The organism is Pseudobacteroides sp. (assembly GCF_036567765.1).
GTDB lineage: Bacteria > Bacillota > Clostridia > Acetivibrionales > DSM-2933 > Pseudobacteroides.
On sequence record NZ_DATCTU010000081.1, the window covers coordinates 156,955 to 171,012 of the forward strand.

Genomic DNA, 14,058 nt, shown 5'->3' on the forward strand with positions numbered 1-14,058 from the left:
CTACAATACCCTTTGCAAATTTGGGTTGTCATAGTCCAACTATTCCCAATATAGTTTTCTTAATTGGGTTCGAACCTTTAGAAGACATTCAATCAATTTGGGGTTAAACACACCGCACTCACCATTGAGAATCATATCAAACACCTTGCCTTCTTCATATGCTTCTTTATAGCAGCGTCTGCTGATAAGTGCATCATATACATCTACAACAGAAACAACCTGGGCTACAATAGAGATGTCATCACCCTTAAGACCATCCGGATATCCTTTCCCGTCATACCTCTCGTGATGGTGCCTGCATATATCATAGCAATATTTATAGTATTCTTCATCCTGAATTACCGATGCACTATTTATAATTTTGCAGCCTCTTATAGTATGCTCCTTCATAACCTCAAATTCCTCTACGGTTAGCCTGCCCGGCTTTAATAAAATATTGTCGGGTATTGCTATCTTACCAATATCATGCATTGTTGCCGCTGAAGACATTATTTCTATTTGTTCTTGACTCAAACCGTACTCAGGATAGTTTTCCATTATGGATGTCAAAAGAACTTTAGTCATGCCCTTAATCCTTTGGATATGGTTTCCGGATTCCACGTCTCTAGACTCTACAACTGAGCTCAATACTTCTATCAACCGATTATTAGTATTGCGTGCCTCCTGCTGCTTCTTTATCCTAACAATTTCATCCATATCATAAAAGGTAAGTACAATATCCTCACTCAGTCCGTCGGTGCCTTCAACAAAATATACATTTGCCTCATACCATCTGTACTTGTCCTGTTCATTTCCAATCCTCATTTCAAATGACAGGTGATGACCATCCCGGCTCACTTCACTTTTTGAAGTCAACGCTTCCAGATAAATCTGTCCGTCGTCTTCATGAACATATTGTTCCACAAAACTTTTTAAGTCATCTATGCTGCCTTGCTGTCCTATTTTTCCTAAAATATTTCCTATACAGAAATACATTCTGTTTTTTCTGCTTATGTAAAGTACAGCATCGTATTTTTCCGCCATTATTTGGTACATTCTTCTCTTCATTGCATTAATTGTAATCATCAACTCTTCTGTTTTTTCTTCCCCGCTGTTTAAATAAGATAGAACCCCAATGGCACGGTTTTGATTCAACTTACTGTTTCTAATCCTTGTCAGGTTCAGAACCGATGGGTGCCAATTTCCCCTGTTGTCCATTAGATCAAGTAGAAGTACCGCTTCTGTTTCATCATTCACAATCTTTTTAAACATTTTTGAAATAGCATCTTTTGACTCCTCTTTTATCCTTCCGCTATTTATGAGATACTCTTCAAAGCATTCATGGGTTCCGAAGTCCATTTCAAAATCATCTAATTTTTTTAATATAATAGCATTTCCAGTCTTAATATCATAATCAAACATAAGACATTTAGATCCGTAATAGTTTTCTACCATCTCGTCGAGTTCAGCATTTTTTTCATCCATATCCATCTCAGCGGGTGCAATAACCAGCCCGAGAATTCCTTCTACATTGCCATTCTCATTAATTAACGGTTCTTTATAGATATCATAGTATTTCACCGTTTCTCCGCATAATGTAGGTGAAATCATTCTGCTTCCCTGCTTTGTATTCATAATTCTCTGATCATCATCATAAAAGCTCTGTGCTATCTCTTTTGAGTTTTGGAGATCAAAATCAGATTTGCCTATAAGACCGCCTCGCTCAACTCCATTAATCATATCACAAAACCTGCTTGTAACCTGATACTTACAGTTTACATCCTTAACAAACAGGTTGATAGGTATAGCATCAAGTATCATTCGAAATACCCTGTTCTCTTCCTCTAGTTGTCTTAACCTTTTTTCCAAATCGTCCACTTATATTCCTCCTTTTCAATTGAAACTTAAAGCCTATAATGGAATCTTTATAGTAAATGTAGTTCCGATTCCTGATACACTCTCACATCTTATGCTTCCCCCATATTGCTGCGTAACTATGTTGTAAACGATGTTGAGCCCCAGGCCTGTCCCTCCGGAGCCTCTTTTAGTTGTGTAAAACGGATCAAATATTTTACTGATATTATCTTTTTCTATTCCATGCCCATTATCAGAGTATATAAAATTCATTACATTTTCAAATTTATATATCCTAATTGATATGATGCCTTTTTTATCTTCATCAAAGGCATGCATAACAGAATTAACAACTAGATTGGTCAATATCTGGGATAGACCTCCAGGATAATTATAAATCTCAAGGTCATCAGGACAATCAATATCAATAGCAATCTTTGTCTTTTTTAGATTAGGTGTTAGACTTAACAACACTTCATTTACATAGTCCTTTACATTAAAGGACCGCTTCTCCTCACAGGATTGATCAACGGCAACCTGCTTAAAACTATTAACCAGGTAAGAAGCTTTACTTAGATTGAGAAGTAAAATATCTGCGGTTTCAGTATTAGTAGCAACAAACTTTTCCAATTGGGAGCGTGTAAGCTTTCCTGACTCCGTTAATTTCATGAATTTATATGAACTATCCTTTATGTAAGACGCTGCAGTGACACTGACTCCAATGGGAGTATTAATTTCATGTGCCACTCCCGCAACAAGGCTTCCGAGTGAAACCATTTTCTCAGACTGAATTAGCTGCTCCTGAGTTTGTTGCAATGTTTCCAAAGTATTCTTAAGCTTTTGGTTTGCTACATCATGGTCTAGAAGAATACCGATTAAATTAAACAAAACTACCGAGCTGTCATACATAAGTATGAGATTTGCCTTATTATAGGGACCTATATATGCGATAATACACCAATCTCTGCTGGTTGTAGACACGGGTATTAGCCATACAATATCCTCTATATCAGCATCCAATACATATTTCATAAATTCTTCAGGAGGAAAATTTTCGATGGGACACGGCCTGTCAAGGTTTAAAACCGATTTGTTTTTTTCATCAATAATCTCATCAACATATAGCTCTTTTTTTTCATTCCAGAAACCAATACATTGAATGGAATAATTATTTGCAATCTTAGGTATTACTTTCTTTATTTCACTAATATTTGTTATAAGCAAATCCGATGCCGTACCATAACTCTTACCTATTTCCTTTTGGAGGTAATTTATAACCGTATTTTTAAATCTGGCATCAGAAGTATAGATTTCATCCTCATTATTGGAGCTTTCCTTGCATCCGCATGAGTTTCTTCTTATAATATTTGAGCTAACGAGAATAGTTTCACAAGATATGCTTTTCTCTTTCAATGATCTAATTATAGCCTCCGCAGCTGCAGTTCCAATCCCGTTCAAGTCTTGCCGTACACTTGAAAGACTAAGATTATCGCTTTTTGCATATATGGTATCGTCATATCCTATGACAGCCACATCTTCCGGCACCCTTATACCAGCTTCCTTCAAAGTATCTATCGCTCCTAAGGCTATAAGATCATTGGCAGCAAAAACAGCAGTAAATTGGCGTTTTTCTCCAAGGAGCTGTTTTATAGCACTTTTCCCTAATGGATTTAGATTAACATCACTCAAATCAGCCATGACACATAAATCGGGATCATAGGGCACCGAATTTTTGCAAAGAGCAGTCTTATATCCCTCAAACCTTTCACGCATATCATGTACATCATTGCAGCCTATATAAACAATTTTTTTGTGTCCGTGGTCCAATAAATGTTGGACCACAGATTCAGCACAGTGCCTGCTGTCTTCTAAAATGGACGTGCAATTAACCCCTTCAAACTTGCATCCAACTGTTATTACCGGTTTACCGGTTTTGCAAAGCATTTCTGCGAACCGGATGCTGGCACCTTCTGAAAGTATAAGCCATCCGTCGATATGGTTTAAAGCCAACTTGCTGTAAAAAGAATCATTTTCCTGATTTTGCAGGAACCTATAAACCATAAAAGTATTGATAACAAACATCTTTGCACCCAACTTTATGAGTGATTTGTTTATAGCATGAACCAATGCACCATGGTAAAAGTTTCCTGAATACTTTGTTACTACACCTATATTCAATTGCTTAGACATTTTAAAAGCCCCTTCAAGTTTAAAACTTTTAATTAATTTATCGGCAAATACATTGAACTGAGATAGTATTTTTATATAACAAAATAATAAAGTGATTTTACAACTTTAATCGTTTCCGTGAGACTTTAAAATAATGCATGGTCTTATTCCTGAATCTGTATTTTTACAGGTCGGGTATATATATCAAAAGTATCTCCCCTATTATCCGAAAGCTTGCAGTTATAACAAAGTGTTGCGTATACCTCTCCTATTTTTGCTCCTGTAATACTATTCCCCCTTACCTTAAGTTTGTCACCACCTGTTAATACTACAATATCTGGAACAACTTCTTTTATATCACCCTTGTAAGTTTTAACATATGCAGTAAGTGATAGTGATTCACCAAGCTTTATGCTAAACTCATCTTGTTCGGGTACTATATCTGCTGCCCAATCGGAAAAATATTGTGAGCAGTTTGTGCTCATACCATGAACACCCATTTTAAAATATTTTATTATTTCTGCCTTGTCGGTAAAGGTCCAGGGCCATAAAGTCATTCCTCTATGCTTGCTTATTTCCATAAAATCTTTGTCAAGGCTGGTATAGTCCGGCATCAAGCTGGAATTTAGTGTCTGAGACTTTCGTAATGCATTCCTTAGTGCTTGATAGATATCCCCTCTATTTGAAACACCAGTGCACAAATATCCTAATGACATATCAGGCATTTTGTTTTTCGTCCTTTTTAACTGTTCCTCACTAAATGAGATTGTTGCAATATGGGAATTATATCCCACTTTCTTAATAAGATCTGTATACTCCTCTATAGTTTCGGGATCGGAACTTTTTATTTCAACAAAAATTATCTGATTTCTCCCTGTAAACTTTTCAAAATACTGATTAAGTGTAGGAATTTTTGCCGTTGGGTATTTAGAAGTAAATTGTTTATTTGCCAAATAGTTTCCAAGTTCCTCAATTGTCATTTCCCATATTTTGCCTGAACCATTGGTTGTTCGGCTTATATCTTCATCATGCATAACAACCAAGTACCGCTTTTCATCTTTACCTGCCTTCGACAAATAAACATCTGCTTCTACAGAATCTGCCCCAAGAGTGAATGCAAGCTCACAACCTTCTATTGTGTTTTCAGGTGCTAGAGCCGGAACCCCTCTATGCCCTATCAAAAAAGGCTTCCTCACAATGGTCGTATCATGGTTGTAAATGGCTAATGCCTGTTTTGCCTTTTCCGGAGAGCCTGTTACAATTCCATTGGCCCCTGATGTGATAATCCTATGAAGTACGACAAGCTTTTTGTCTTTGTCATCATTGGTTACTTTTTCCCTAACCCATACTGTAACAAGCCTATGTTGTAAAAACTGAACATTATTTTTGGTTGCAGCTTCAGCCGAAATAACAGCTATTCTCGAAAGATTGCTGTTTACAGTATCCCTTATACTCATAAGCTCATCTGTACTTACATCAGAGCACAGATTTTCAAATTCAACAATTCCCCTTATAAAGGTGTAGCCTTCCCTTGCCAGTTTGACTAATTCCGGATTGTTTGATATTACAAAGGCATCCTCAATCATACTATTCTTTAAGTATTCCGAAACGGCCTTAGCTGTATCAGTGTCATTGACCCTAAACGCAGGTATAACCTTGGATTTCATGTATTCATACATTGAACTTGCGGTTCCTATTACTTTAAAACCACGGTCAAGAACTTCAAGTTTTTTATTTACATTAAGAACGGCAGTAGCCGCAAGTCCTCCGGAAATTACTCTTTCAAAATCCGATCTACTTTCAATCTCAGTAATAACAGTAGGTGCCATAGATATCTTTGTATCGGCTTCAACAACCCTTGAGTATTTTTCCTCAGGTTTTATCATCTCAGGAACAGCTGACCAATTGAATTCTTCAGTATAAAGTGCAGAGGCCGTATGAGCTGCTGTCATTAAAACCAACAAGAAGATGAAAACAAGTTTTTTCATTCAATTACCTCCAAGCTATTAAAATTCTAGATGTCGAGCTGTATTTATAGTGTAAGAAATAAAATAATAAATATCCTACTGCATTCCATGCAAATAATTCTATTAACTTGGTTTAATAATATAATAAAGGTGATAAATATAGAATTATTACACTTTAATGTATTTATAAGGAGATGATAACATGAGCACAGTGCTGTATATAAAGGCAAATGCAAAACCGGAAGGTGCATCAAGGACTTTTATAATTTCCGATAAATTTATGGAAACCTATAGGGACAGTCATCCTAACGATAAAATCATAACCCTGAATCTTTATAAAGAGAATATACGATTCTTATCTGAAGGTGACATCAACACTGTCTTTGGACCTAAAAACGAGGACAGCAGGAATAATCCTATTTTAAAATACGCCTATCAATTTGCAGAAGCAGATAAATATGTTATTGCAGAACCTATGTGGAATCTGAGTATTCCCGCAATACTTAAGTCTTATATTGACTATATAACCGTAACAGGTATAACATTCAAATATACTGAAAATGGTGCAGTTGGGCTCTTGCAAAACAAAAAACCTTTTAATCTACAGAGAAAAATACAAAATCGCACTTGTTTATTACAACTAACAAGTGCGATTTTTAAAAATTTATTTTACATTTCCATACATCTTTCAATAACTGTTAATGCTTCTGCTCTTGATAACTTTCTATTAGGCCTGATTTCATAGCTGTTATAGCCCTTTATTATGTCCATCTCGTAAGCCCCATACATATAATCTGCAGCCCATTCCGGTATTTCTTTAGCATCTTTAAGTTTTGGCTTCTTATTTGCCGATTTGTCATAGCCAAAAGCTCTCATTGTCATAACTACCGCCTCTGCCCTTGTAACATGCTTGGACGGCATGACTTTATTTTTGTAGCCTTCAATTATTCCAATTTCTGAAGCTTTAATAATATAACCCAAAGCCCACTTTGAAATTTTATCATTATCATCAAAAGACGAATATTTCTTTTCGCTTGGTGCGTAGCCTGAAGCTGTTAGTAGCAGCTTTATAAATTCTTCTCTTGTAATTAATTTGTTGGGCTTAATGGTACCATCTTTATAACCTGATACTACTCCCTCATTTATTAGATCGGTAACATATTCTTCTGACCAGTGACCTTTTATATCCTTAAAACTATTTGCAGAAGGAATCTTATGTGTAGGTTCATTAGCATTTGGTGCAGGTGTAAATGCTGCCGCGGTCTCCGCTGTAGGAGTTGCTTCTGGTGTTGCAGTAGGCGTAGCTGTGGGTGTTGCCCTTTGATCTGAGATCATAGCACCTTTTTGAATCTGGATTTTTACAGGCTGTGTATAAATATCATAAGTATCCCCATTCTTTTCTGAAAGCTTTGCATTATAGCGAAGTGTAACATATGCATCCCCCTCTTTTAAGGCTGTAATGCTGTTGCCGTCCACCTCAAGCTTCTCCCTACCAGTCAATACTACAACCTCGGGAGCAACTTCTTTTATTTCTCCCTTATAAGTTTTCACATCTGCTGTGAGCGATATTGACTCACCACTTCTAATAGCCAACTGGCTTTGTTTGGATGTTATTTCTGCCGCCCAGTCTGAAAAAACCTGAACACAATTTGTTGTCATGCTGTAAACACCCATTTTGAAATATTTTATAATGGATGCTTTATCTTTAAAGGTCCATGGATATATTGTCATACCTCTATGTTTGCTTATTTCTAAAAATTCTTTATCTACAGCAGAATAAACCGGCATAAAATTTGCATTTAATGTCTGAACTCTAAACAATGCAGATCTTAGTGCCTCGTAACCATTCAAACTATTTGGGGCACCTATGTAAAGAAACCCAAGTGACATTTCAGGCATAATATCTTTCGTCCTTATTAACTGATCCTTGCTGAAAGAAATTGTTGTCAAATGTGAATCATATCCTGTTTTCCTGATAAGCTCAGCATATTTGTCAACCGTAATGGGATCTTTGCTTTTTATTTCAACAAAAATCATCTGATCCTTGCCTGAAAATTTTTCAAAATACTGATTAAGTGTTGGAATTTTTGCATTGGGGTATTGTATACGAAACTTTTTATTTGCAAAATAAGCTGAAACTTCTTCTAATGTTTTATCGGAAATACTGCCTGATCCAGTTGTTGTACGGTCAATCATATCGTCATGCATAACCACTAAATGCTGATATCCATCTTCACCAACCTTGGTAGGATAGATATCATTTTCAACAGCGTCTGCCCCTAATTGAAAAGCAAGTTCACAGCCTTCTATAGTATTTTCCGGTGCAAGGCTCGGAACTCCTCTATGCCCTATTAGAAATGGCTTTCTTATAATAGTTGTGTCATGATTGTAAAGAGACAATGCCTGTCTTGCCGTCTCCGGGGAATCAGTCACTATACCGTTGGACCCTGCTGTAATAATACTGTGAAGCTCTGCAAGCTTTACGTCCGATAACGAATATGATATTTTTTCCTTTGGCCATACTGTAATTAATCTTTGTTGAAGATACTTAACATTATATCTCGTTGCACCATCTGCAGGAATAATTGCTATCCTTGAAAGGTTACTGTTTACAGTGTTCCTTATCTTCATGAGCTCGTTAGTGTCGGAGTTGGAAGAAAGATTATCAAACTCAATAATTCCTCTTGTAAATACGTAAATTTCTCTTGCCTGCTTAACAAGTTCAGGAGTCTTTGATATTACAAAGGCATCTTCTATTGTATTGTTTTTCAAATATTGTGCAATTGCATTGGCTGAGTCTGCATCATTTACCCTGAATGCAGGTATTACTCTGGATTTCATAGCTTCATACATCAAGCTTACAGTACCTATAACATTGTTGGAGCTATTTCCTAAAACTTCTAGATTTTTATTAACAGTAAGGATAGCTGTCGCTGCAAATCCATTGGATACTATCCTGTCCAAGTCCTCCTGACTGTTAATCTCACTAACTACTGTCGGTGCCATGGCAATTTTGGTATCCGCCTCAACAACTCTTGCATATTTATCTTCATTACTCACCATAGTAGACATTGGTTCTTCCAATAGAGTAATCTTTACGTTATCTATTCTCATTTTGCTCATGCTTGCCTGAAAACCTATTCCGCCTTTAATATATCTGTCTTCTGAATTTGCATTAATTAGCTGCATATTATTTAAGCATTGCTGTATTCTATTTGAAAAAGCTTTTACAGTATAATGATACGCTTTGCTTTCATTTATATCTTCTGTAAAAAAGGCTGTTTTTATAACATTCCATCCCTTGGCTCCAGTACGTTCAGCAAACTCGATCCCATTTTGGGCAGTTGCATCCTTTCTTACGGTCATTTGGTAATAAGAATAATCCAGATCCTGGATGCGGTACATAAGAGAATTCCAGCTTTCCTTACTCTTTAAAGCAAGACTTGTTATGTCCGCCTCAATGGAATAATTTCCAAAGTCAGCTAAATAGGAGGGCAATTCCACCCTTGCAGGATCATCCTGGTATGTTGCGTCCATTTCAAACGCTCCGCTTTTTACACCAATTTTTGACGCCTGAGCACCTTCGCTCCTCATCCATCCGTCAGGTATCGTCCCATCAGCCAGCCTGTCGAAGTTTTCTTCATACAGTATAAATTTTTCTGCAGCACTTTTTCTGGCCAATAATAACACCTTTGCAAAAAGGCCATCTTTTGTCAATGTTGCTGTCGTTGTCCCCGTTTCAAGAATTTGAATTTGACCATCCATCCATTGTGCTATTTCTGGCTTGTCGAAGGACCACTGACATTGATCCCCTGTTATTTGTCTGGAAGTACCATCACTCATTTCTTCGATGAATTTAATATTTGACATATTTATTTCATTCTTTGTACCAAAAATATATCCTTTATCATGGGAAATGGAAACAGGCTTTATTTCATTAGTAGAACTGAACACATTTACCTCTACATCTTTCTCAATATTATAATAGACAATCTTTATATTGGATTTGCCAACACTTACAGGATATAATTTTCCATCAACAACCTTTAAAACATTTTCATCAGAAGAATATAGTTTGACTTTTTCATTTGATATGGGCTCATTGGTTACTCCATCGGAAAAATCCGCGGTAAACGTTGGAATTAAAGGGTCTGAGGATATTTCCACAGAAGAAGCTATGTTGGAATTTATATCCCTTACAGAAAGCCTGGTAACCTTGATATTATCAAAAGCTACCTTGCATTGATCAGCCTGGAAACCAACTTTACCTCTTTGGGAAATATTATATGCGAGGGTTTGATCTATTAACAAATCAAAATCAGCAACTCCTTTATCCTTAATATACTCCTTGATATTTTGATCAAAAACACGTAATTTCATTGTATACTGCCTGTTTAACTTGAGGCTTCCCTTATTCCAACTTCCCAAATAAGGTATTGACCAATTGCTATTTGCATCTCTGTAGGATATTTCCCAAACGCCTGACCTTCTTATAGCCATTTCGTTGTATGGGTTTTTGCCATCTGCAGGTACCCTGAACATTATAGATGCCCACCTATTATTATCTACTACCGATTCAAAACAAACATCAGCTTCTACTATGTAATTATCCCACTGGACAGGAGAAATAATTCTAGCTTGTTTTCCCGAATCTGAGCCGTCGAAAACCAATGCTCTTTTCCCGCTCCCATTCCTGAAAGGCTTGCCGACAACCATAGAATGGCTTCTTGTATTCGAATCCGATATCCACCCTATTGGGATATCTCCTATATTATATCCTTCAAAATCCTCCTTAAGCATAACATTGTCAGGAGAATTATCATCTATAACTTTATCGGATAAAAAAATAGTCCCATACCCGCTGGTATCACCTGAGAACGAATCTGAACCATATGCACACCATGCCTGGGACATTTTAGAGCCATTGGAGTCCTTGTCAGTAATATTTAATTCAAATCCCAACGATTTTTTTAAATATGGATCAAAGGAGAGCATGTCCCACGGAATAGCAACTTCACATATCCATCCATTCCCATATGTATTAATTGCCCGTAGGATCTTTTCATCCTTTCCAGAATGGGAGTTTAGAGCTGATCCGAAATTAACTTCCGGATTATTGCCCGGCCGATACGCGAAGCCTAATTCCATATCACCGGATACATATGGTGACGACCGATGTGTTGTTGGGTCAAAGAACATTGAAATGTTATCCTGCTGAGCCCAATTACCATTTGAGTTATATACAAAGTCTGCATCTTTCTCTTTGATATCTACAGCAACATAGAGATATGTATTATCCCAAAGCATGCCGAATTTAGCTTCGGTTCCGTTAAAGCCGCTGCCTAAATAGCGGGAATCAACCGGAACATTAACTTTTCTCTTCCAAACACTTTCATCAATCCTCCCGTCAATCATTGGCGGGACTGATGTTTTACTTATCTCTAGTGATTTCCTTACAGCAAAATCCATTGCGTTTACATAAGGTGAACAAATACTTTGTACTGTAATCATAAGTACCAGTAAAATGGAAAAGACTTTTTTCATTCCAAAACCTCCATGACATCAAATCAGTATGAAATATAAAATAATGTATGCTTTTACCATAATTACCCCTTAGTTTTAATGAATATTTTTAAAGAATCGTGATATAAACATTCTTGACATAAAATCTAAAGGTTATAAGTAACAGACGAGTCTTTTTGACGCCCTTCAATAAATTCCATTATTTTATATATATTTATATCTTTAGAATAACACCAAATTTATTTTTTTAGAATGACTTATTTTTCGGTATTTGACTTATTTTTTGTTTTTTTTATTTATACTCCAAAAAGCCAATGCACATTAGCTGCATTGGCTTTTTCATATCTTTAATACCTTAAGATTTTCCCAAACCCAATTATAAAAATTGCTTTAGTTCTGTAAGGTGCGTGATCCTATCAGAAAGACCAGGATACTTAACTTTTCTATCATACAAAAATGCCCTTATCCCCATTTTTACTGGCCCTTCATAATCACATATATAGTCATCACCCACAAAACAAATGTCTTGAGGCCCGACGCCTGCTTTTTTAACAGCTTCGTCATAAATATTCCTATGGGGCTTTCTCCACCCGTTTTTCACAGAAGTTACAACAAACTGAAAATAATCAGTAATGCCCGTCTTATTGAGGAGGTCCTCTATACCGTCCTCTACCATAAAATTTGAAACCACACCTAATTTATATCTGTTTGATAAGTATTTCAGAATCTCAGCGGTTTCGTCTTCAACATAGCACCTTCCAGAATAGTTTTTCCAGTAGTTTTGATGTATGCGTTCTAAAAGCTTCTTCCTATCTTCCTTTGTATTCCTTCTATCCAGCATTAACTTAAAACGCAGTGTCATTGAATGTTCTTTATACTGGGGTGACTTACTGTCAATTGATTCAGCTGCTAACCTGTATTCATCGAAAAACTCTTCAAAATCATTCCATAAATATTCTGCCCCAGACCCGCTGTAGGCCCAAAAAGCATAATCTCTACGGATGGGCAGCTGCGTCATATCCACGATAGTCTCCATGCAATCAAACAATACAAACTCTATGGTTATCACTCCATTCAAAACGCCGCAAAATATCTGTGAAAGGTCATGTCATCCGTCAACTCGGGATGAAAGGATGTTGCCAGCATGTTGTTTTGCCTTGCAGCTACAATTTTTCCTTCATGTATCCCAAGAATTTCAACATCTCTGCCAATGTTCTCTATCCATGGTGCCCTTATGAAAACAAGCTTCATGGGCTCATCCGATACCCCATTCAACACAGCACTGCAGGTAAAGCTATCCAACTGACTGCCGTAGGCATTCCTCCGCACCCCAATATCCATAACCCCAAGATGTACACAGTCTTCATCAATAATCTTTTCGGCTAGTAGTATCATTCCTGCACAGGTTCCCCATACAGGCATGCCCTTATGTATTTTATCACAAATAATTGAAGAAAGGTTAAAGTCCTTTAAAAGTTTTCCTATAGTAGTACTTTCACCACCAGGAATGATCAAGCTGTCAATCCTTTCGATGTCTTCTTGGGATTTTACTTCCAATGGCAAAACATTATGAAGTCTTTTTAGACTAGCCGTATGCTCCCTATAAGATCCCTGCAAAGCCAATACTCCTATTGTCTTCAAACTCACCAACCCCTGTCGGACAATATGTTTTCAGGCTTGATTTCTGAAATTTCCAGCCCACGCATGGCTTCGCCCAACCCCTCAGAAACCTCTGCTACAATCTCGGGATTGTTATAGTAGGTAGTAGCCTTTACAATTGCCTTTGCCATTTTTTCAGGGTTTGAGGATTTGAATATTCCCGAGCCTACAAACACCCCTTCACTTCCTAAATGCATCATCAATGCCGCATCCGAAGGGGTTGCTACTCCACCTGCAGCAAAATTTACAACAGGCAGCTTGCCTTCCTTCGCAACACTGACAACAAGCTCATATGGAGCGGCAATTTCCTTTGCAAATGTCATAAGCTCTTCCGGCGGGAGATTCATAAGCTTCCTTATCTCTCCCATTATGGTTCTCATATGTCTAACAGCCTCAACCACATTACCAGTTCCAGCCTCGCCTTTTGTTCTTATCATTGAAGCTCCTTCACCTATTCTTCTTAAAGCCTCGCCAAGGTTTTTTGCTCCGCATACAAACGGAATCCTAAACCCGTGTTTATCTATATGAAAGCATTCGTCCGCAGGTGTAAGCACTTCACTCTCATCAATATAGTCAATCCCTAATGCTTCTAAAACTCTTGCTTCAACAATATGGCCAATCCTGCACTTTGCCATAACAGGAATTGATACTGCCTTCTTAATTTCCTTTACCATTTTAGGGTCGGACATTCTTGCAACCCCGCCCTGTTTCCTAATATCTGAAGGTACCCTCTCAAGTGCCATTACGGCAACCGCTCCAGCCTCTTGAGCTATTTTTGCTTCCTCAACATTGGTAACATCCATTATGACGCCGCCCTTTAACATTTGGGCAAGATTTTTGTTAAGTTCATATCTTTGTGACATGCTATCTCCTCCAACCGTACCGATACACTTCGAATGTGTATCGG

8 protein-coding genes are annotated in these 14,058 nt (G+C 37.2%); 1 reads left to right on the forward strand and 7 read right to left on the reverse strand.

What is annotated here, in order from left to right; all coding sequences use genetic code 11:
- Positions 1-39: 39 nt before the first annotated feature.
- The 3 genes from VIO64_RS12375 to VIO64_RS12385 all read right to left on the reverse strand — a co-directional run bounded on the left by VIO64_RS12375 (position 40) and on the right by VIO64_RS12385 (position 5,990).
- Positions 40-1,857, reverse strand: coding sequence for an HD-GYP domain-containing protein (locus tag VIO64_RS12375; protein WP_331918611.1), 1,818 nt, complete (start codon positions 1,855-1,857; stop codon positions 40-42).
- Positions 1,858-1,890: 33 nt separating this feature from the next.
- Positions 1,891-4,023 (reverse strand): substrate-binding domain-containing protein, encoded by a 2,133-nt coding sequence (locus tag VIO64_RS12380; RefSeq protein WP_331918613.1) that lies wholly within the window; start codon positions 4,021-4,023, stop codon positions 1,891-1,893.
- A gap of 143 nt (positions 4,024-4,166) precedes the next feature.
- Complete coding sequence (locus tag VIO64_RS12385; protein ID WP_331918615.1) at positions 4,167-5,990, reverse strand: glycerophosphodiester phosphodiesterase; 1,824 nt, start codon at positions 5,988-5,990, stop codon at positions 4,167-4,169.
- 181 nt (positions 5,991-6,171) lie between these two features.
- Between VIO64_RS12385 and VIO64_RS12390 the strand changes: the two genes are divergently transcribed.
- Positions 6,172-6,714 (forward strand): FMN-dependent NADH-azoreductase, encoded by a 543-nt coding sequence (locus VIO64_RS12390; protein WP_333783863.1) that lies wholly within the window; start codon positions 6,172-6,174, stop codon positions 6,712-6,714.
- On the opposite strand, the gene VIO64_RS12395 is transcribed toward VIO64_RS12390, so the two are convergent.
- The 4 genes from VIO64_RS12395 to pdxS form a co-directional block, all read right to left on the reverse strand.
- Entirely contained in the window at positions 6,639-11,513 is a 4,875-nt protein-coding gene (locus VIO64_RS12395) for an S-layer homology domain-containing protein (protein WP_331918617.1), read from the reverse strand. The two genes, VIO64_RS12390 and VIO64_RS12395, sit on opposite strands and share 76 nt — an antisense overlap.
- Before the next feature lie 355 nt (positions 11,514-11,868).
- Positions 11,869-12,561, reverse strand: coding sequence for an HAD family hydrolase (locus tag VIO64_RS12400; protein WP_331918702.1), 693 nt, complete (start codon positions 12,559-12,561; stop codon positions 11,869-11,871).
- Positions 12,562-12,566: 5 nt separating this feature from the next.
- Entirely contained in the window at positions 12,567-13,139 is a 573-nt protein-coding gene (gene pdxT / locus VIO64_RS12405; RefSeq protein ID WP_414705276.1) for a pyridoxal 5'-phosphate synthase glutaminase subunit PdxT, read from the reverse strand.
- Entirely contained in the window at positions 13,136-14,014 is an 879-nt protein-coding gene (gene pdxS, locus VIO64_RS12410; RefSeq protein ID WP_331918621.1) for a pyridoxal 5'-phosphate synthase lyase subunit PdxS, read from the reverse strand. The genes pdxT and pdxS overlap by 4 nt, the downstream gene beginning before the upstream one ends.
- Positions 14,015-14,058: the final 44 nt, after the last annotated feature.